A 19,880-nucleotide genomic window follows, 5' to 3' on the forward strand; every position below is an offset into this window, starting at 1 on the left:
TTAAAAAATCATCGTTCAGAAAATCTTCTTTCTTCATAAGTGTATAAAATTTAAAATTAAACAAAAAAAAATATCGAGGGTTGCAACCCTCGATATTTAAACTTTACACACTTAGTGAGATACTGCCGCTTAAAAGGTTTTAAACTCTCAGTACACTTGCGCTGAGAGTTTTTACTTTAACTCTAATAGTTCAATATTCTTAAATTCTATAGGGTGGCTTTCGCTTTGCAATGAAATATAGCCCCCTTTTAAAGGTTGGTTTTCTTTTGGCTTCCACTTGTTTCCAGTATTAACGGCCTCTCCTCCAATATGGGGTTTGTTGTATGTTAATACTTCTTCTCCATTTATATAATGCTTAATAATAGAGTCATTTCTCACTTCAATTTCAACATTTACCCATTGGTCACCATGATAGGTTTTTGAAGACGATTTAATAATATGCTCTGTAACCAAAGAATCTTTGTAAAAAACGTGCGTACCAGGGGTACATAAATTTCCGGTGGAACGTTCGTCTAGACCATTGCCTCCTAAAAGTTGTACCTCAATAGAAACTGGGAAGTTTTGGTTGAGTTCCATGCCTTTTGGGTCTTCACAATGAATCATAATACCACTATTTCTTAACGCCCAAGCCTTTCCTCCAGAAACTTGCTCTCCCGTAAAGCGATAATCCATTTTAAACTTGTAGTTGCTATATGGTGTTTTGTAGAAAAGATGCCCAAATGCGTTATTGAAGGAATCGTAAGCTTTGTAGGAAACTTTTAATAGGCCATCTTCAACAATAAATGTATTTCTGTAATTATTACCGTATTCGTGCCCCATTATTTTTGGCGTCCATCCTTTTAAGTCCTTGCCGTTGAATATGGATTTCCATTCTGCTTTGTTATTGGGGCTTTCTGATTTTTTCTTGCACGAAAGTGTAAAAGAAAATACCAATAGAGTGCATACAATTTTGATTAAAATAGATTTCATGTATGTTATAGTTTATAAAGATTTGAATTATTTACAAAGACCAAGCGTTTCCACCAGTAGCTTCTTCAACTGAAATACATCCCTTTTGTGATGCAGGAATGGGGTCGTATGCCAATACTTTTTCACCAACAGTTTCACTGGTTTGGTAAGCCCAAACCGTTTGGTTTCTTAAATTTAAGAGTGCTTCGTAAACTATACTTTTTTCTGCTTTAAATTGTCTTTCTTCCGCTTTAGTTGCTCTTAAGTATTTATCCAACAAAGTGCTATAGCCTTCGGTGTTTAGGTGTTTTGCTCCAGACTCAGGGATGTGTAGGGCCTCAATTATACTTTCTATACCCTTTTTGTATTCTGCTTTATCTTCATCATTATAAGCTTTAGAGGCATATAAATCTATAAACTCGGGGACATTAACATCTAAAGCGCCCGGTGTTGCTTCGGTTTTAGGTAAAATTAAATCCACTAAGTGTTTTATAACGATGCTTTCTTCTTCAGTAAAGAACACAGGAGTCCATTTTTCAACGTCACTTGTACAGCTTTGTAAAATACTCAGGGCACTTGGGGCAATGGAAGAATAACCAATGGTTAAACCAATATTTTTTAATGCTTCTCTACGATTCATGGTTGTTTAGCTTTAAATTGTTTAACTGCATGATTTGCGGCTCGTGCAGTTAATGCCATATAGGTTAAAGATGGGTTTTGGCAACCTGCCGAGGTCATACAGGCACCATCGGTAACATAGACATTTTGAACGTTATGAATTTGGTTGTATTTGTTAAGTACAGATGTCTTTGGGTCTCTTCCCATTCTTGCTGTGCCCATTTCATGGATGCCTATGCCAGGTGCATGTGGTGTGTTATAGGTGTGAATATCTTTAAAACCTGCTTTCTCTAGCATATCTGCAGCTTGTTCCATTATATCTTTTCGCATGTTAAGTTCGTTCTCTTTCCATTCTGCGTCAAAGGTAATGGTTGGTAATCCCCATTGATCTAGTTTGTTATAATCTAATGTCATTTTATTATCATGATAAGGCAAACATTCTCCAAAACCGCCTAGGTGCATTCTCCACGGACCGGGTTTTAGTAATTCTTCTTTAAACTCTGCGCCATAACCTAGTTCGGCAACATGCTCAGAAATACCATATCTGCCAGCGCCACCTTGATAGCCGTAACCTCTAAGAAATGATTTTTGCTCACTTTCCTTGTCGCCTAGGTTTCTAAATCGAGGAATGTAAATGCCATTAGGTCTTCTTCCTTTATAATATTTGTCGTCAAAACCTTCAATTAAACCTGACGCACCAGAACCTAAATGGTGATCCATGATATTGTGTCCTAATTCACCAGAATCATTTCCTAAACCATTAGGAAATCTATCAGATTTTGATTGCATTAAAATGGAAGCAGATGCTATGGCGGAGGCGCAACAAAAAATAATATCTGCTTCAAACTCAAGTTTTTCTTTGGTCTTTTCATCAATAACCTTGACTCCTGTCGCCTTTTTAGAGGATTCGTCATAAATAATTTCATAGGTTATGGAGTGTGGTCTTAAAGTTAAATTACCTGTTCTGTTGGCAGCAGGTATAGTTGAAGAAACGCTACTGAAATAAGCTCCATACGGGCATCCACGCCTACACCTGTGTCTGAATTGGCATTTGCCTCTGCCTTCATGTGGTTGGTTTCCTGTAATATGTGCTGCCCTTCCAATGGTTAGAACACGCCCATGGTTTTGTGCCATTTGTTCTTTAAGATGTTGCTCAACGCAATTTAGTTCCATGGGTGGTTCAAAAACACTATCGGGCAATTGGGGCAAACCAAGAGCTTCTCCACTAATGCCAATGTAGCGTTCTACATAACTGTACCATGGTTCAATATCTTTGTAACGAATGGGCCAATCTACACCATAACCATCTTTTTTGTTAGCTTCAAAATCCAAATCACTTAATCTGTAGGTTTGCTTTCCCCATGTTATGGACCGTCCCCCAACATGGTAGCCCCGAATCCAATCAAATCTCTTTTTTTCATTATAGGGATGGTCGTAATCATCAACAAACCAATGTCTGGAATCTTGTTTTACAACGTAACTTGTTCGTGCTTGTTTGTATTGTCTGGCTTTTTGTTCAGCTGTGGGGTCTCCTCTTAGTTCCATATCCCATGGGTCTAAATTCATAGTGGGATAATCTTTTATGTGTTCAACCATGCGTCCACGCTCTAGTACCAAAGTTTTTAAGCCGCCTTCACATAGTTCTTTAGCGGCCCAACCTCCTGTCATTCCTGAGCCTATAACTATAGCGTCATATTTGGTAACTTTAGTTTCTTCTGTCATAAATATTAGTTAAGAAATTGTAGTTGTTAAAGTACTTTTATGATATTTTGGTATAAATATGTTTAAAAATATGAATATGTCTTAAAAATAATTATTTTGCATGTGTTATTTGTTTAAAATATTTCAGTGAAAGTAAACGTACAGGAAATTGAGCCCTATGAAGCAAACGGTGTGGTGTATCATGCAGATACTTGTTTGCCGTTAATTGATGCCTTTAATAGGGGTAAATTGAAATTTAAAGCCTTGGCGAGGCACACATATCCGGGGGAACGGTTAGATGAAAATACCTTAGGCTTGAATAGCATTGGTTATTGGGATGCCAACGAGCCACAAGATTGGGGTTTAGATTGGCACCGAAATGAGGGTATAGAATTTCATTTTCTAGAATCAGGTACCATGCCATATGCTCAGGAGGGTAAAGAGGTGCTATTAACTCCTAATAATTTAACCATCACACGTCCGTGGGAAGCACATAAAGTTGGGAACCCTAATATTGGAATGGGAAAATTTTATTGGGTGATTATTGATTTAGGAGTTCGAAGGCCGCATCAGGATTGGGTATGGCCAGATTGGATTACGTTAACAAATGATGATTTATCAAAATTAACAACTATTTTAAGGCATAACGAGAAATCTATTTTAAAGGCAGATCAGAGAGTTCGCGATTGTTTTAAGCGCATAAATGTTACGGTAAATACAGATAAAAATGGAAGCAATGCCTCTAGAATTAGGTTGCTAATAAATTATTTGTTGATTCTGATTTTAGATTTGTTGAAAACTGAGGATATTGTACTTAATGAATCTTTAACTGATAGCTCTAGGAGTGTGCAATATTTTTTAAAAGAACTAGATAAGAACTTGTCTGAAAACTGGACAATCGAGGAGATGGCAAAGTCTTCGGGGGTTGGGCTAACTCGGTTTACTTACCATTGTAAGCAATTAACCAATTTAACTCCTATGCGATATTTAAATATTCGTCGTTTAGAAATGGCTAAAAATATTCTAAAAGATAGTCCTAATTTAACGGTTGGAGAAGTGGCTTATATGTGTGGTTTCACAACAAGTCAATACTTTTCTACGGTATTCAAAAAACACGAAAAATGCTCTCCGAAAGCTTTTAGGGAAAGGTTTCATTTGAACGAAAAAATAACCGCCTATCCAGAGGTTTAAATTTGTTTAAATTTTTTCACTGAACAAAAATAAACAGCTCTTGCGGGATATTTCTATAACTTCACGTCTCGTCTAATTAATTTATATACGAACAAAAAATATGAAACGTCGCGATTTTATTGTAAAAACATCCCAAACAGGTGTAGCAGTTTCAGTACTTGGACTTCACGCATGTAAGAATTCAAAGGAAAATAAAGTTATTAATAAAGCTGAAGAACCAAAGGAATCAGAAGAACTGTTTTTTAAGATTTCTTTAGCGCAATGGTCTTACAATAGATCACTCAGAAGTGGGGCTATGGATAACTTGGATTTTGCTGCAAAATCAAGAAGTTTTGGCTTTGAAGGTATAGAATACGTAAATAGTTTCTTTAAGAATAAGGCTCAAGATATGAGTTATTTAAAAGAAATGAATCTTAGAGCTAATGCTGAAGGTCAAAAAAATGTACTCATTATGGTAGATGGAGAGGGGGCATTGGCAGATGTCGATACCAAAAAGCGCTTAAAAGCTATTGAAAATCACTATAAATGGGTTGAAGCGGCTCATTTTTTAGGTTGTCATGCCATTAGAGTTAATTTGGCCGGAGGAATAGATGAAGATGAAGCTGCAAAAGCAGGAATTGATTCTCTAACGCAACTTTCCGATTTTGCAAAAGGGTCAAATATTAATGTTTTGGTAGAGAATCATGGTGGCTTTTCTTCCAATGGCGCTTGGATGTCAAGAGTGTTTTCTCAAATAAAAAATGAAAACTGTGGTACATTACCAGACTTTGGAAATTTTTGCATTACAAAGGATGCAGAAAGGAATTGTTTGGAAGCCTACGATAGGTATAAAGGGATGCAAGAAGTATTGCCTTTTGCTAAAGCAGTTAGTGCCAAATCATATGGGTTTGATGCTCAGGGGAATGAAACTACAATAGATTATAAACGTGTCATGCAGATGGTGAAGGATTCGGGTTATAAAGGATTTGTGGGGGTTGAGTTTGAAGGTAAAACGATTTCGGAAGAAGAAGGAATACAAGCCACTCGTGATTTGCTCATTAAAGTTGGTAAACAGCTCACTTAATGCAAAACTAATCAAACCACATAATTTATGGAGAATATTAATAAAAACAGGTTGTTTTTGGGAAGTTGTCTCGCTCTAATTACAACAGCCATGACTTTTGCTATACGTGCGCGTTTAGAAACTGTCTTTGGTCCCGAGGGTGTGGGGTTAACCATGGAGCAAATTGGATATGCCTTTGCACCCGCCTTTTTTGGATTCACAATTGCTATGATTATTGGTGGGCCACTAGTTGACTTACTGGGGATAAAAAAAATAACGTGGATGGCATTTATTACGCACGCTATTGGTATTGTTTTAACGCTTATGGCAGATTCCATGACATCATTATTTATTGCTACATTATTTATAGGAATTGGTAATGGCTTTGTTGAGGCGGCGCTCAATCCTATGGTGGCATCAATGTATCCACAAGAGAAAACCAAAATGTTAAACCGATTTCACGTATGGTTTCCTGGGGGTATTGTTATTGGCGCGCTAGTAGGCTGGTTGGTTATGGATGTTTTAGGCTTAAGTTGGCAAGTTATGGTAGGGACTCTGTTTATTCCATTAGTGATTTATGGATTATTATTTTGGGGGCAAAAAATACCGGTTACCGAGCGTGTTCAAATGGGAGTGAGCAATAAAAAAATGTTTTCTAGTGTTTTAAAACCTCTGTTTTTGTTCATGGTAGCTTGTATGTTTTTAACAGCAGCTTCAGAATTAGGAACCACCCAAAGAATAGAATCCTTGTTAAAAGAATCGGTAACTGCACCATTATTAGTTTTGGCATTTATTAACGGCATTATGGCTTTGGGAAGGTTGTTTGCGGGACAAGTGGTGCATAAATTAAGTCCATCAGGGATGTTATTGTACTCTGCCATTTTCACGTTTATTGGGTTGTGGTTACTAACGGTAACAAGTGGAGGGATGACCTTTGTTGCGGCGGCCGTTTTTGCTATCGGGGTTACGTTTTTTTGGCCAACCATGTTGGGGTTTGTTGCTGAATATTTACCAGAAACAGGAGCTTTGGGGTTATCAGTAATGGGAGGAGCTGGTATGTTTTCTGTTTCCTTAGTGTTGCCAATTATGGGTAATCTAATGGATAATGCTAGTGCCTCTGAAGCATTGCGAACTATGTCTATTTTACCTGGTGTTTTGATAGTAGCATTTTTAGGTTTACACATTTATATGAATAAAAGAAAACAAAAAGCATAAATCAGAATGAATAGAAAACTAAAAATGGGAATGGTTGGTGGAGGCATAGGCTCTTTTATTGGAGATGTGCATCGAAAAGCTGCAGGTATTGATGGTATGATAGAGCTTGTTTGTGGAGCGTTTAGTAGTACCGTAGAAAAATCAATAGCATCTGGGAAAGCTCTTGGGCTGGATGAAAACCGATGTTATGGTACTTTTGAAGAAATGATTCAAAAGGAAAAAGAACTTCCTGAAGCTATCCGAATGGATTTTGTAACCATTGTAACACCAAATCATATGCATTTTCCTCCTGCTAAACTAGCTTTGGAAAATGGCTTTCATGTAGTATGTGACAAACCTGTAACCTTAACTTTGGACGAAGCTGAAGCTCTAAAAAAAGTGGTTGATAAAAGTGGAAAGCTATTTGCCTTGACTCACAATTACACAGGGAATTGTATGGTAAAACAAGCTAAAGCTATGATAACTAAAGGCGAATTGGGAACTATAAGAAAGATACAAGCACAATATCTACAAGGCTGGTTATCGACATCTTTGGAGAAGACAGAGCAAAAGCAAGCGGCATGGAGGGTAGATCCAAAACGTTCTGGCATTGGTGGTGCTTTAGGAGATATTGGCACGCACGCTGAAAACCTAATTGAATATATTACGGGGTTGAAGATTACAGAAATTGCAGCTGATTTGGGAAGGTTTGGAGAAGGGCGTGTTTTAGATGACGATGGTAATATGCTGATACGGATGGAGAACGGTGCAAAAGGCACAATTTCTATCTCACAAATTGCTTTGGGTGAAGAAAATAATTTGGGCATCAAAGTTTATGGTACAAAAGGAAGTGTGGAATGGAACCAAGAAAACCCAAATGAACTGATAACACGATGGTTAAAAGAACCGAAAAAGATTTATACGCCCAATGGCAACGGATTGCATGATGAGGCTTTGGCGGTTTGTAGGATTCCTGCCGGTCACCCTGAAGGTTACTTGGAGGCGTTTGCTACAATATACAAGAGTTTTGCCATACACCTTACCACAATAAAAGAAGGAAGAACAATTGAAAAACCCGATTACCCTACCATTAAAGATGGTGTGCGTGGTATGAAATTTATTTATGCGGCGGTAGAAAGTGATAAAAACAATGCAGCATGGACTAAACTCAGTTAAATGAAAGAATATAATAACATATGAAAACAATAAAAGGTCCGGCAGTATTTTTGGCGCAATTCGCGGGTAATGAAGCACCATTTAATAGTTTGGATGGCATGTGCCATTGGGCGGCCGATTTAGGTTACAAAGGCATACAAATACCAACTTGGGAAGCCAGTTTAATTGATATTGAAAAGGCTGCCGAAAGCCAAACCTATTGCGACGAATTAAAAGGAAAAGTGCAGTCTTACGGGTTGGAAATCACCGAACTCTCAACGCATTTGCAAGGGCAGTTGGTGGCGGTTCACCCAGCTTACGATACTTTGTTTGATGGTTTTGCGCCAGAGCATGTGCGGGGTAATCCCAAAGCCCGAACCGAATGGGCGATAGATTTTGTTAAAAAATGTGGGACGGCCAGTGGACGATTGGGTTTAAAATCGCACGCAAGTTTTTCGGGGGCGCTGCTATGGCAAACGGTGTATCCGTGGCCACAGCGTCCTGCAGGATTGGTGGATTTAGGGTTTAAGGAATTGGCGAACCGTTGGTTACCCATCTTAAATCATTTTGATGAGCATGGGGTTGATGTGTGTTACGAATTACACCCGGGTGAAGATTTGCACGACGGTATTACTTTCGAACGTTTTTTAGAAGCGACGAACAACCATAAACGTGCTAATATTTTGTACGACCCTAGCCATTTTGTGCTTCAGCAGTTAGATTACTTAACTTTTATAGATTATTACCACGAGCGCATTAAATCTTTTCACGTTAAGGACGCAGAGTTTAACCCGTCGGGAAAACAAGGGGTTTACGGTGGTTATGCCGATTGGAAAGACCGAGCCGGCCGTTTTAGAAGTTTGGGCGACGGACAAGTAGATTTTAAAGGTGTTTTTACAAAGTTAACCAAGTATAACTGCGACGTGTGGGCGGTTATGGAATGGGAATGTTGTATAAAATCTTCGGAGCAGGGCGCACGGGAAGGCGCACCGTTTATTCAAAAGCATATTATTGAAGCGGCCACACGTAGTTTTGATGATTTTGCCGGAGGTGATATTGACGAAAATTATTTGAAAAGTGTGTTGGGTATTTAATCCTGTAATATGAAGCGATTACTGTTAGCCTTGTTGGGTGTTACGATGTTTTCGGGGAGTGCTTTTGGTCAGGTTAACGATTTGAAACGAATAAAAGAACCCACCAATCCCAAAGAAACAGAAGTGTGGCAGCCCAAACCGAAAGCGGTAACCGTTGATGCGGAAGCAGGAATACCATCGGATGCGATTGTCCTTTTTAATGGTGAACATTTTAATGAATGGGTGTCAACGAAAGATTCTTCAGCGGTAAAATGGATATTGAATGCCGATAAAAGTATGACCGTTAAAGATAAAGCAGGCGACATACAAACCAAACGAAATTTTGGCGATATACAACTGCATTTAGAGTGGAAGTCGCCAAAAGATATTCGTGGCGAAGGACAACACCGAGGCAACAGTGGGGTGTTTTTGCAAAACAGATATGAAGTGCAGATTCTGGATAATAACGACAACGATACCTATGTTAACGGTCAGGTTGGAGCTATTTACAAGCAAGCTGTTCCATTGGTGAAAGCCTTATCAAAAACGGGAGATTGGAATGTTTACGATATTATTTACCATGCACCAAAATTTGATGAAAGCGGAAACAAAACTAAATCTGGCACAATTACTGTGCTCCATAATGGGGTTTTGATTCAGGACCACGTAGAGATAAAAGGCACAACCGAGTTTATTGGTTGGCCTAAAAACGAGCCTCATGGTAAAGCGCCAATTCGGCTACAGGACCACAAAGATAATAGTGGTGTGAGCTACAGGAATATTTGGGTACGCGAATTAAATTAAAAATAAAATAATGATAAAGCGAATTGTTTTAGTGGTGATGGCCATTTGTTTGTTTGCAACAGGGTACAGCCTAAACGATAAAAGAGGAAAAATTAAAGTGTTAATAGTAGATGGGCAAAATAACCATTCGGTTTGGCCAAAATCTACTATTATGATGAAGCAATATCTAGAAGAAACAGGTTTGTTTGAGGTAGATATTGCGCGTACCAAGTATTTAACCAATAGCGAGCGGTTTAAGGATTGGCTGCTATTGGCGAATGCAGGAGAAGGCACTGAGGGAAAACCAAAAACCGACCCCGATTTTGGTCCTAAATTTAAAAACTACGATGTCGTTATTTCAAACTTTGGGTACAAGGCGGCTTCATGGCCTGAGAAAACTCAACGGGCTTTTGAAAAGTTTGTGCGCAAAGGAGGTGGTTTTGTGAGTGTTCACGCTGCAGATAATTCATTTCCAAATTGGAAAGCCTACAACGAAATGATAGCCATTGGCGGCTGGGGCGGACGCACCGAACAACACGGGCCTTATTTGTATATCGATAAAGATAACCAACCTAAAAGAGATTATTCAGAAGGAAAAGGAGGGGCGCACGGTAAACGTGAAGATTTCGTGGTAACTAATTATAACCAACATGCTATTACAGCAGGGTTTCCAAAAAAATGGATGCATGCCAATGACGAGTGTTATGCCTTTCTGCGTGGACCGGCCAAAAATGTAACCATTTTATCAACGGCGGTTACTACGCTTAAAAAGCCAGAATTGGAACAAAAGGAACCTGTGGTAATGACCATAGATTATGGTAAAGGCAGAGTGTTCCATACCACACTGGGGCACGATGAAGAGGCTTTTGAGTGCGTTGGTTTTATCACCTTGTTAAAACGCGGTACAGAATGGGCCGCTACAGGTAAGGTAACCCAAACTGAGGTGCCCGATGATTTTCCATCGGAAACCGAAAAATCTACGCGCGATTTTGAGTTGAAAAACTAATATAATCTCTTTTTCGTGAATTAAAATTTTACGAAAGGCCCCATAAGTTTCGCAGTTAGTTTCTTTGAGGTCTTTCTTTTGTTTACAATTTCATGGACTGATTCGGTGTAAACTATCAAACTCCGCTATTCAATTTCCTTAACATTTAACTCTTTCAGAGTAAAATGCAAAATCCTTTTATTTTATCATATAATAAAGTTGCGTAATTCATAATAAGTTGTAATTTTGCGCCTTATATTAACGAAAGGGGCTCATGCCGACGATTTAGAGTTAATAGTAAAGATAGTTATTCAGTGAAAACAGGAAACAACATATCTCCTATCTCTTTTAAGCTAGCAAAAACCGCTAGCGCTGTTGTTGTGCGTTTTCCAAAAACTCGCCCCTAGGGGCTGTCTAGTTTCAGAAAGTATTCGCTACTTTCGTTTTTCGTTATTATTTTAGAATTAATAAAAATTAAAAAAGTTAAAAAGACTTTTTTGGAATCCTTAGTGGTTTGCTTGGGGTTTAATAATTATTGAAAATGGATTCAATATTGGATATAGAAAAACACACCTTGATTGACGAAGCAAAAGCCTATTGTGAAGCACAGGGTTTTGAAATTGTTTTTACGCATGAGATTTCGGCAATCAACTTGCAGGTCATCTCCGAAAGAACCAAAAATCTTCCCGCCATGTTTCACGCCAATGTAGGTATGTTACTGGACCGTTTAAAAAACGGATGCTACCTGTTAAGGAAAGACGGTGAAATTTACGGGCATATTTTTGCACACAGGCATGTTGTGGATAAATTTTCTGTTTACGAACGCTCTGCCCTATGGATTCATGAGGCGCATAGAAACCATAACCTCGGGCTATTGCTTATGGATTTGTTGACGCAAAATTTTAGGAAAGATTTTCTTATTTCCATCGCTCAAGAGCCTACCGTTCATCATAACAATTTATTGTTGGGGATGAAATTCGTTACCTTAAAAGATTTGTCGCCGGTGTTAATTTCAACCTTAGAAAAATTAGGAAAACTAAGGGATGAGGTTAAATATAAATATTACGTTAACCCTTATTTCGAATCAAAACTCAATCAAATAAATAAGATTTTAAAAAGTAAAATTCCGAACATATGAAAAAGTTAGTAATAGCCTACAGTGGTGGTTTAGATACCTCGTATTGTGCCGTTAGTTTATCAAAAGAGTACGATGTGCACGCAGTAAGTGTAAACACTGGTGGTTTTACCAAAAAAGAAATTGAGCACATTGAGAGCAACGCCTATAAAATGGGTGTTTCAACTTATAAAAATATTGATGCCGTATCTACATTTTACCAAAAAGTAGTAAAGTATTTAATATTTGGTAACGTATTGAAAAATAACACCTACCCGCTTTCTGTAAGTGCCGAGCGTATTGTTCAGGCTATTGAAATTATTGAATACGCCAAAAGTATTGATGCCGAATACATTGCCCATGGAAGTACGGGTGCCGGTAACGACCAGGTGCGCTTCGATATGATTTTTCAAACCCTAGCGCCAAATATTAAAATCATTACTCCAATTAGAGACCAAAAATTAACCCGACAAGAGGAAATCGATTATTTAAAAGAAAACGGTATCGATATGTCTTGGGAAAAGGCCAAATACTCGGTTAACAAAGGTCTTTGGGGAACCAGTGTTGGTGGTGCCGAAACATTGACTTCGGAAAACCCATTGCCGGGGGAAGCCTATCCGTCACAATTGAAACATACCGAAGAGGAAAAAGTAAAACTAACTTTTGAAAAAGGCGAATTGGTGGCAGTAAACGGAGTTGAAAATGCTCCAGAAATCAATATTGAAACACTGAATAATTTAGCATCGGCTTATGCTATTGGTCGCGATATTCATGTGGGCGATACCATTGTGGGCATTAAAGGTCGCGTAGGCTTCGAAGCGGCTGCAGCACTAATCACCATAAAAGCGCACCATTTGTTGGAAAAGCACACGCTTACCAAATGGCAGTTGCAGCATAAAGAATATATTGCCAGTTTTTATGGCATGCATTTACACGAAGGGCAGTACTTAGATCCCGTAATGCGCGATATGGAAGCCTTTTTGCAAAGCAGTCAAGATAAAGTGTCTGGCGATGTAACCGTAACATTAAAACCGTATCATTTTACTTTAGACGGTATTGTTTCAAATCACGATTTAATGAGCGCCAAATTCGGAAGTTATGGCGAAGAAAATAAAGGTTGGACTGCCGATGAAGCCAAAGGGTTTATTAAAATTGTGGGCAACCAAAACAAAATTTATCAGCAAGTAAATTCGAAATAAAACGGGCTTTGATGTGCTGAATTGTCAGGCTGAGCGCAGTCGAAGCCTAATTTTAAAGTATTAAAAATGAAAAAACTACAAGTAGGAATAATTGGAGGAGCAGGATATACGGCAGGCGAATTAATCAGACTGCTGATTAATCACCCGCAAGCCGAAATCAATTTTGTGTTCAGTACCAGTAATGCCGGCAACAAAATAAGCAAAGTGCACCAAGATTTAATCGGCTCGTTAGATTTAGAATTTACCGATACGGTAAATCCAAATATTGATGTGTTGTTTTTGTGTTTGGGACATGGTAATTCGGTAAAGTTTTTGTCGGCCAACACCTTTTCGGAAAACACGAAAATCATCGATTTAGGCAACGATTTCAGATTGGAAGCCGATAAAACTTTTGAAGGTAAAACTTTTGTTTACGGACTGCCCGAATTGCAAAAAGAAGCCATCGAAAACGCCAATAATATTGCCAATCCAGGTTGCTTTGCCACCGCTATTCAATTGGGGCTTTTGCCATTGGCGAACAAGGGCTTGTTGAATACCGATGTGCATATAAACGCAGTAACCGGAGCCACAGGAGCTGGAACATCGCTTTCGACAACCACACATTATACTTGGCGCGATAACAATTTTTCGTACTACAAGCCTTTTACGCACCAGCATTTGGGTGAAATCAACCAATCGGTTAAGCAATTGCAAAATGGTTTTTCAAAAGACATCTTGTTCATGCCCAACCGAGGGAATTTTTCAAGAGGTATTTTCGCAACTATATATACCGATTTCGAAGGCTCGGTAGATGAGGCTAAAACCTTATATGACGAATTTTATAAAGAGGCTAAGTTTACATTTGTTTCTGATGATTTTTTACATTTGAAACAAGTAGTAAATACCAATAAATGTTTAATCCATTTGCATAAGCACGAAGGTAAATTGTTGGTAACGAGTATTATTGATAACTTATTGAAAGGCGCTTCAGGGCAAGCGGTTCAGAACATGAATTTAATGTTCGGACTGGAGGAAACCACGGGTTTAAGCTTAAAAGGAACTTATTTCTAATAATTAATGTCTGACGACTAACAAACTTTTTGAAATGAAAATAGCCATTATTGGTACTGGTAATTTAGGGAGTTCGATTGCCAAAGGACTGGTGAAAAACAACACCTTTTCATCCTTGTATTTAAGTGACAAAAACACGACAAATGTTGATGCGTATAAAAGTTTGCCCAATGTCGTGGTAACCAACGATAACGAGTTGGCCGTTGCGGAGTCTGATATTGTTATTTTTGCCTTGCAACCCAAACACATTAATTCGGTTTTAGAAGGAGTGTCTTCTAAAATTTCCGAGAAGCATGTGGTAATGTCGGTAGCAGCTGGTGTTGAGATTTCAAGAATTGAAGGTATTATTGGTGCTGATAAAAACATCATCCGCGTGATGCCCAATACGGCTATTTCCATAGGAAAATCAATGACATGCATTGCAGCTAATAAAGCAGCGCAAGATAAAGTGCCAATGGCTCGAGATATTTTTAATCAACTGGGGACCACCATGGTCATTCCCGAAGACCAAATTCAGGCTGCTACGGTTATATGTGCCAGTGGTATTGCCTTTTGGATGCGTTTGGTGCGTGCCACAACCCAAGGGGCTATTCAATTGGGTTTCGAAGCTCATGAAGCGCACCAATTGGCTTTGCAAACTTGTTACGGAGCAGCCAGTTTATTGAAAGAATCTGGAAGACATCCAGAGGAAGAAATAGATCGTGTAACCACCCCGAGTGGCTGCACCATTGAAGGTCTTAACGAAATGGAGCACCAAGGATTAAGCTCTTCGCTCATTAAAGGAATTAATGCTTCCTTCGAAAAAATTAACCAACTAAAAAAGAATTAACATGCCATTATTTGATGTTTATCCATTATACAACGTAACGCCGGTTTCAGCCAAGGGACTTTATGTTTACGATGATGCCGATAACGAATATTTAGATCTTTACGGTGGGCATGCCGTAATTTCCATTGGGCATGCACACCCAAAATATGTCGATGCCGTTTCAAGCCAAGTGGCCGAATTGGGCTTTTATTCCAATGCCATTCAAAACCCGTTACAGGTGCAATTGGCCGAAAAGTTGGAAGCACTTTCTGGTTGCGAAGGTTATAATTTGTTTTTGTGCAATTCGGGAGCCGAAGCCAACGAAAATGCACTGAAGTTAGCTTCGTTCAAAACAGGAAAATCGAGAGTGGTAGCGTTTAAAAATGGTTTCCACGGAAGAACCTCGGCAGCAGTGGCGGCAACCGATAACCCAAATATTATCGCACCGATAAACGCTCAGCAAAAAGTAACCATTTTAGAGTTGAATGATATTTTGGGCGTTAAGGCCGAATTGGAAAAAGGTGATGTTTGTGCTGTTATCGTAGAGTTTATCCAAGGTGTAGGCGGATTGGACCAAGGTACGGCTGATTTTTTCGAGCAAGTTTATGCCCTTTGTCAAGCTAATGACACCATGTTTGTCGCTGATGAGGTACAATCGGGTTACGGACGTTCGGGCAAATTTTTCGCTTTTCAGCATTACAATGTTACCCCCGATATCATTTCGATAGCCAAGGGTATGGGTAACGGTTTCCCTATTGGCGGTATTTTAATCCACCCCGATATTGAAGCTAAACACGGCATGTTGGGTACTACTTTTGGTGGGAATCATTTGGCTTGTGCGGCTGGTCTTTCCGTGTTGAACGTTATTGAAGATGAAAAATTGATGGATAACGTTAACGCGATGTCCGAATACTTTTTAAAATTGGCGAAAAGTGTTCCGCAGATAAAACATATAAAAGGAAGAGGTTTAATGCTTGGTTTGGAGTTTGACTTTGAAGTGGGTGAACTCAGAAAAAAACTCATTTACGAGCATCGTATTTTTACGGGTGGAGCTTCCAACAAAAAGCTATTAAGGATTTTACCGCCGCTAACTATTAGAAAAGATCATATTAACCACTTTTTTGAAGCCTTGATTGAGGCGTTATCTGAAATTGAAGAAAATCAGTTGCAAAACATTTAGCAATCGTTGCATACCAAAAGCATGAAAAGAAAAAAACGTGTTTTATTAAAAGTGGGTTCCAATACCCTAACAAAAGAAACCAATAATATTTCCAGGGGTAAGATTGAAGACTTGGCTAGCCAGATTGCACAACTTCAAGATACGCACGAGTTTGTCATCGTCAGTTCTGGGGCTATTGCCGTAGCCAAGCAATTTGTAAAACTGGAAAGCAAGCAAAAGGACGTTTTTGTAAAACAGGCTTTGGCATCCATCGGGCAACCCCATTTAATTCGTATCTATCAAGAGATATTCCGTGAATATGGGCTATTGACTTCGCAGTGTTTATTAAGTTATTCCGATTTTGAAAAAAAGGAAAGCCGAAAAAACATCGTGAATACCATCAATGTTTTGGTGAACAATAATTATATTCCCATCATTAACGAAAACGATACGGTGGCTACTGATGAGATAAAATTTGGTGACAACGATAAATTAGGAGCTTTAACGGCCTCGCTTTTAAAAGCCGATTTATTTATAATCGCTACCAACACCAACGGGATTTATACGAAAGAATCCTACGAAAACGGTACGCCGGAAACCATTAAAGTGGTTGATGATTTTGAGGAGTTGACCAAACAGGTAGTCGATTCCAAATCTTCCCACGGCAGTGGCGGTATGCAATCGAAGATTGAAGCTGCTTCGGTAGCTAAAAATGCCAATATTGAAACATGGATTGTTAATGGCTTGGAAGACCATTTTATTTTAAATGCGATGGAAAACAAAGTGCCGTTTACAAAAATCAAATAACGATAATATTACAGACTATTTTAGGTCTAAAAAACAAGATAGAAGAATGAAACATTACACCTCCATACACGATATCGATAACATCAATTCATGGATTGAGGAAGCCAGACAATTAAAGGAAAACCCTTTAAAGCACATCGAATTGGGAAAAAATAAAACCTTAGGTTTGTTGTTTTTTAATTCGAGCCTGCGTACCCGTTTAAGTACTCAAAAGGCTGCTTTAAATTTAGGGATGAATCCTATTGTGATGAATGTTTCTGGAGATGCTTGGGGATTGGAATTTGAAGATGGCACCGTAATGAACGGTTCAACTGCCGAGCATATCAAAGAAGCGGCAGCTGTGGTGTCACAATACTGCGATATTATTGCGGTACGAGCTTTTCCAACGCTAACCGATAAAGAAAAAGACGAAAGCGAGCAGGTGTTGAGTGCTTTTCAAAAATACGCTTCCGTGCCCATTGTGAACATGGAAAGCGCAACAGGCCATCCGCTGCAAGGGTTTACCGATGCTTTAACCATTTCAGAACATACGCTAGCTAAAAAGCCAAAAGTGGTGCTAAGTTGGGCGCCCCATATAAAAGCTTTGCCACATGCCGTGGCCAATAGTTTTACCCAAGCCATGCAAAAAATGGATGTGGAGTTTGTTATTGCCAACCCCGAAGGTTACGATTTAAACCCCGAAATTACGGGAGATACCAAAATTTACCACAATCAGGAAGAAGCCTTAAAGGATGCCGATTTTGTGTATGTAAAAAACTGGAGCAGTTACGAAGACTACGGAAAAGTAAAAAACACCGACCCCAATTGGATGATTACCAAAGAAAAGTTGGGCAATGCTAAATTTATGCACTGTTTACCAGTAAGACGAAATGTTATTGTTGAAGATGCCGTACTCGATAGCGATAGCTCATTGGTTATCGAGCAGGCCAACAACCGAACGTATGCCGCGCAGTTGGTGCTTAAAAAAATATTGGAGAATAGCCCCTCTTAAGCTCCCCAAAGGGGAGAAATGCGAACCCAATTAAATGCTAAAGGGAATTTAGAATTGATAGAAAAAAATTAATATAAAACGCTCGCCAGTTCCCCTCCTTTGGAGGGGTTAGGGGAGGCTTCAGTCCAATGGAAAAACTATCCATAGTAAAAATAGGAGGAAACATTATTGAGGACGAAAGTGCTCTAAATGCCTTTTTAAAATTATTTTCAAATTTAGAGGGAAAGAAAATTTTGGTGCACGGCGGTGGTAAACGCGCCACGCATATCGCATCAAAATTGGGCATAGAATCAAAAATGGTAAATGGCCGCCGAATTACCGATGCCGAAACCCTAGAGGTTATTACGATGGTTTACGGCGGTTTGGTCAACAAAAATGTAGTCGCCAAATTGCAGGCTTTAAACACCAATGCCATTGGTTTAACGGGTGCTGATATCAATAGCATCAAATCGGTAAAACGTCCTGTAAAGGAAGTCGATTTTGGCTTTGTGGGTGATGTGCAAAGCGTGGATTATCAGTCTGTCGACAAATTGATTCAGGCCGATTTTACCCCCGTATTTTGTGCTATAACACACGACGGCAATGGGCAATTGCTCAACACAAATGCCGATACCATTACCTCTCAAGTCGCAGTAGGCATGAGTGAATTGTACGAAACATCGATTTATTATTGTTTTGAGCTCAATGGTGTTTTGAAAGATATTAACGATAAAAATTCGGTGATTAAGCACATCGACTCTAAAACCTATAAAGAACTTTTGGAGCAAGGTATCATCGCTGACGGAATGCTTCCGAAACTTGAAAATTGTTTTGATGCTTTAAATAACGGCGTTAGCAACATCAATATGGGGAATACCTCGATGTTGACTAAAACCGACTCTAATTTTACAACCATAACTTTATAATATGGCACTACAGGAATTAACACAAAAAGCCATTGCGCTTTTAAAAACATTAATTGAAACGCAGTCGTTTTCTTCAGAAGAAGGTGCTACTGCGGCACATATTGAAGATTGGTTTAAAACATTTAATATTGATTACACACGCACCAAAAACAACGTTTGGGCGGTCAATAAATATTTCGACGAGAGCAAGCCAACGCTGTTGTTAAACTCGCATCACGATACCGTAAAACCAAACAGTGCCTACACCAAAGATCCGTTTAAAGCCATTGTTGAAGATGGTAAGTTGTATGGTTTGGGTAGCAACGATGCCGGTGGTTGCTTGGTGTCGTTAATCGCTACATTCACCCATTTTTACAATCAAAAAGATTTAAAATATAATTTGGTTTTGGTCGCTTCCGCGGAAGAAGAAAGTAGCGGGCCTAATGGACTCAATAGTATGTTGCCCATCATCCCAAAAGTGGATGTAGCCATCGTAGGAGAACCGACGTTGATGAATTTAGCGGTGGCGGAAAAAGGCCTCGTGGTTTTCGATGCCGTCGTTGAAGGTACGCCAAGCCATGCCGCACACCCTAATGATAACAACGCTATTTATAACTGTATTGAGGTACTGCAATGGTTTAAGGATTTTAAATTTGAAAAAAGTACCGAAGCCTTGGGTGATGTTAAAATGACCGTTACGCAAATAAACGCAGGGTCGCAGCACAATGTGGTTCCTGGTCATGTCGATTTGGTAGTAGACGTCCGTGTAAACGACGCTTACAGTAATGCTGAAATTGCCGAAATACTGCAAACAAAATCGCCGTGCACAAAAATTACACCGCGTAGTTTACGATTAAATTCGTCGTCTATCCCCATGGGCCATGATTTGGTAAAAGCTGGGGTAGCCATGGGCAGAAGTACATATGGTTCACCAACACTATCTGATCAAGCGGTGTTAAAGTGTCCAAGTTTAAAACTAGGGCCCGGTGATAGCACGCGCTCGCATTCGGCAGACGAATTTATTTATATCAACGAAATTGAAGAAGGTATTAAAATATATGTTGAATTGTTGAATCGGGTTATCGTGTAGCGTCATAGCGAGGAGCGGAGCGACGTGGCTATCTCTTCAAAAGAGAAAAGATGGTATAATTCGTTCGAAATGATAATAAGAATGGTTG

The 19,880-nt window shown here is 39.1% G+C and carries 19 protein-coding genes; 16 read left to right on the forward strand and 3 right to left on the reverse strand.

The features are described from left to right. Positions 1-171: 171 nt before the first annotated feature. From HC176_RS10280 to HC176_RS10290, 3 genes are read right to left on the reverse strand one after another with little or no spacing between them, the layout of a single operon-like run. Positions 172-969, reverse strand: a complete 798-nt coding sequence (locus tag HC176_RS10280) for a 3-keto-disaccharide hydrolase (protein WP_167918120.1) — start codon at positions 967-969, stop codon at positions 172-174. A gap of 31 nt (positions 970-1,000) precedes the next feature. Beyond that, on the reverse strand, positions 1,001-1,588 hold the full coding sequence (locus HC176_RS10285; RefSeq protein ID WP_167918121.1) for a gluconate 2-dehydrogenase subunit 3 family protein: 588 nt from the start codon (positions 1,586-1,588) through the stop codon (positions 1,001-1,003). Next, positions 1,585-3,288 carry a GMC oxidoreductase gene (locus tag HC176_RS10290; protein WP_167918122.1) on the reverse strand — a complete coding sequence of 568 codons (1,704 nt, stop codon included), beginning with the start codon at positions 3,286-3,288 and terminating at the stop codon, positions 1,585-1,587. Before HC176_RS10290 ends, HC176_RS10285 begins: the two co-directional genes overlap by 4 nt. 126 nt (positions 3,289-3,414) lie before the next feature. Between HC176_RS10290 and HC176_RS20320 the strand changes: the two genes are divergently transcribed. From HC176_RS20320 to HC176_RS10370, 16 genes are all read left to right on the forward strand, one after another. After that, positions 3,415-4,458 carry a helix-turn-helix domain-containing protein gene (locus HC176_RS20320; RefSeq protein WP_167918123.1) on the forward strand — a complete coding sequence of 348 codons (1,044 nt, stop codon included), beginning with the start codon at positions 3,415-3,417 and terminating at the stop codon, positions 4,456-4,458. 100 nt (positions 4,459-4,558) lie between these two features. Beyond that, on the forward strand, positions 4,559-5,521 hold the full coding sequence (locus HC176_RS10300; RefSeq protein ID WP_167918124.1) for a sugar phosphate isomerase/epimerase family protein: 963 nt from the start codon (positions 4,559-4,561) through the stop codon (positions 5,519-5,521). A 27-nt stretch (positions 5,522-5,548) separates the two neighbouring features. After that, on the forward strand, positions 5,549-6,715 hold the full coding sequence (locus HC176_RS10305; RefSeq protein WP_167918125.1) for an MFS transporter: 1,167 nt from the start codon (positions 5,549-5,551) through the stop codon (positions 6,713-6,715). 6 nt (positions 6,716-6,721) lie between these two features. Beyond that, entirely contained in the window at positions 6,722-7,870 is a 1,149-nt protein-coding gene (locus HC176_RS10310) for a Gfo/Idh/MocA family protein (RefSeq protein ID WP_245234876.1), read from the forward strand. Between the two features lie 20 nt (positions 7,871-7,890). After that, positions 7,891-8,943 (forward strand): sugar phosphate isomerase/epimerase family protein, encoded by a 1,053-nt coding sequence (locus tag HC176_RS10315; RefSeq protein WP_167918126.1) that lies wholly within the window; start codon positions 7,891-7,893, stop codon positions 8,941-8,943. A 45-nt stretch (positions 8,944-8,988) separates the two neighbouring features. Next, positions 8,989-9,726, forward strand: coding sequence for a 3-keto-disaccharide hydrolase (locus tag HC176_RS10320; RefSeq protein WP_425338199.1), 738 nt, complete (start codon positions 8,989-8,991; stop codon positions 9,724-9,726). Between the two features lie 10 nt (positions 9,727-9,736). After that, entirely contained in the window at positions 9,737-10,711 is a 975-nt protein-coding gene (locus HC176_RS10325) for a ThuA domain-containing protein (protein ID WP_167918128.1), read from the forward strand. A 520-nt stretch (positions 10,712-11,231) separates the two neighbouring features. Then, positions 11,232-11,828: a hypothetical protein gene (locus tag HC176_RS10330; protein WP_167918129.1), complete on the forward strand. Its 597-nt coding sequence runs from the start codon at positions 11,232-11,234 to the stop codon at positions 11,826-11,828. Next, positions 11,825-13,003, forward strand: coding sequence for an argininosuccinate synthase (locus HC176_RS10335; RefSeq protein WP_167918130.1), 1,179 nt, complete (start codon positions 11,825-11,827; stop codon positions 13,001-13,003). The genes HC176_RS10330 and HC176_RS10335 overlap by 4 nt, the downstream gene beginning before the upstream one ends. Positions 13,004-13,069: 66 nt before the next feature. After that, positions 13,070-14,053 carry an N-acetyl-gamma-glutamyl-phosphate reductase gene (gene argC / locus HC176_RS10340; RefSeq protein WP_167918131.1) on the forward strand — a complete coding sequence of 328 codons (984 nt, stop codon included), beginning with the start codon at positions 13,070-13,072 and terminating at the stop codon, positions 14,051-14,053. Between the two features lie 34 nt (positions 14,054-14,087). Continuing rightward, positions 14,088-14,882, forward strand: a complete 795-nt coding sequence (proC, locus tag HC176_RS10345; RefSeq protein WP_167918132.1) for a pyrroline-5-carboxylate reductase — start codon at positions 14,088-14,090, stop codon at positions 14,880-14,882. Position 14,883: 1 nt separating this feature from the next. Next, positions 14,884-16,041, forward strand: a complete 1,158-nt coding sequence (locus HC176_RS10350) for an aspartate aminotransferase family protein (RefSeq protein ID WP_167918133.1) — start codon at positions 14,884-14,886, stop codon at positions 16,039-16,041. Between the two features lie 21 nt (positions 16,042-16,062). Next, positions 16,063-16,827 (forward strand): glutamate 5-kinase, encoded by a 765-nt coding sequence (gene proB, locus HC176_RS10355; protein ID WP_167918134.1) that lies wholly within the window; start codon positions 16,063-16,065, stop codon positions 16,825-16,827. A gap of 46 nt (positions 16,828-16,873) precedes the next feature. Continuing rightward, positions 16,874-17,818, forward strand: coding sequence for an N-acetylornithine carbamoyltransferase (locus HC176_RS10360; protein WP_167918135.1), 945 nt, complete (start codon positions 16,874-16,876; stop codon positions 17,816-17,818). A gap of 128 nt (positions 17,819-17,946) precedes the next feature. After that, positions 17,947-18,723 carry an acetylglutamate kinase gene (gene argB, locus HC176_RS10365; protein WP_167918136.1) on the forward strand — a complete coding sequence of 259 codons (777 nt, stop codon included), beginning with the start codon at positions 17,947-17,949 and terminating at the stop codon, positions 18,721-18,723. Between the two features lies 1 nt (position 18,724). Continuing rightward, entirely contained in the window at positions 18,725-19,792 is a 1,068-nt protein-coding gene (locus tag HC176_RS10370; RefSeq protein WP_167918137.1) for a M20 family metallo-hydrolase, read from the forward strand. Positions 19,793-19,880 lie beyond the last annotated feature (88 nt).

It is taken from the genome of Tamlana crocina, assembly GCF_012037625.1.

Excerpts from the sequence above, each read along its gene's own strand:
- HC176_RS10360 (WP_167918135.1), top strand. The coding sequence starts at position 16,874 with ATGAAACATTACACCTCCATACACGATATCGATAACATCAATTCATGG.
- HC176_RS10310 (WP_245234876.1), top strand. The coding sequence starts at position 6,722 with ATGAATAGAAAACTAAAAATGGGAATGGTTGGTGGAGGCATAGGCTCT.
- HC176_RS10325 (WP_167918128.1), top strand. The coding sequence starts at position 9,737 with ATGATAAAGCGAATTGTTTTAGTGGTGATGGCCATTTGTTTGTTTGCA.
- HC176_RS10285 (WP_167918121.1), bottom strand. The coding sequence starts at position 1,588 with ATGAATCGTAGAGAAGCATTAAAAAATATTGGTTTAACCATTGGTTAT.
- proB (WP_167918134.1), top strand. The coding sequence starts at position 16,063 with ATGAAAAGAAAAAAACGTGTTTTATTAAAAGTGGGTTCCAATACCCTA.
- argB (WP_167918136.1), top strand. The coding sequence starts at position 17,947 with ATGGAAAAACTATCCATAGTAAAAATAGGAGGAAACATTATTGAGGAC.
- HC176_RS10330 (WP_167918129.1), top strand. The coding sequence starts at position 11,232 with ATGGATTCAATATTGGATATAGAAAAACACACCTTGATTGACGAAGCA.
- proC (WP_167918132.1), top strand. The coding sequence starts at position 14,088 with ATGAAAATAGCCATTATTGGTACTGGTAATTTAGGGAGTTCGATTGCC.
- HC176_RS10350 (WP_167918133.1), top strand. The coding sequence starts at position 14,884 with ATGCCATTATTTGATGTTTATCCATTATACAACGTAACGCCGGTTTCA.
- HC176_RS10320 (WP_425338199.1), top strand. The coding sequence starts at position 8,989 with ATGTTTTCGGGGAGTGCTTTTGGTCAGGTTAACGATTTGAAACGAATA.
- HC176_RS10290 (WP_167918122.1), bottom strand. The coding sequence starts at position 3,288 with ATGACAGAAGAAACTAAAGTTACCAAATATGACGCTATAGTTATAGGC.
- HC176_RS10370 (WP_167918137.1), top strand. The coding sequence starts at position 18,725 with ATGGCACTACAGGAATTAACACAAAAAGCCATTGCGCTTTTAAAAACA.
- HC176_RS10300 (WP_167918124.1), top strand. The coding sequence starts at position 4,559 with ATGAAACGTCGCGATTTTATTGTAAAAACATCCCAAACAGGTGTAGCA.
- HC176_RS10305 (WP_167918125.1), top strand. The coding sequence starts at position 5,549 with ATGGAGAATATTAATAAAAACAGGTTGTTTTTGGGAAGTTGTCTCGCT.
- HC176_RS10335 (WP_167918130.1), top strand. The coding sequence starts at position 11,825 with ATGAAAAAGTTAGTAATAGCCTACAGTGGTGGTTTAGATACCTCGTAT.
- HC176_RS10280 (WP_167918120.1), bottom strand. The coding sequence starts at position 969 with ATGAAATCTATTTTAATCAAAATTGTATGCACTCTATTGGTATTTTCT.
- argC (WP_167918131.1), top strand. The coding sequence starts at position 13,070 with ATGAAAAAACTACAAGTAGGAATAATTGGAGGAGCAGGATATACGGCA.
- HC176_RS10315 (WP_167918126.1), top strand. The coding sequence starts at position 7,891 with ATGAAAACAATAAAAGGTCCGGCAGTATTTTTGGCGCAATTCGCGGGT.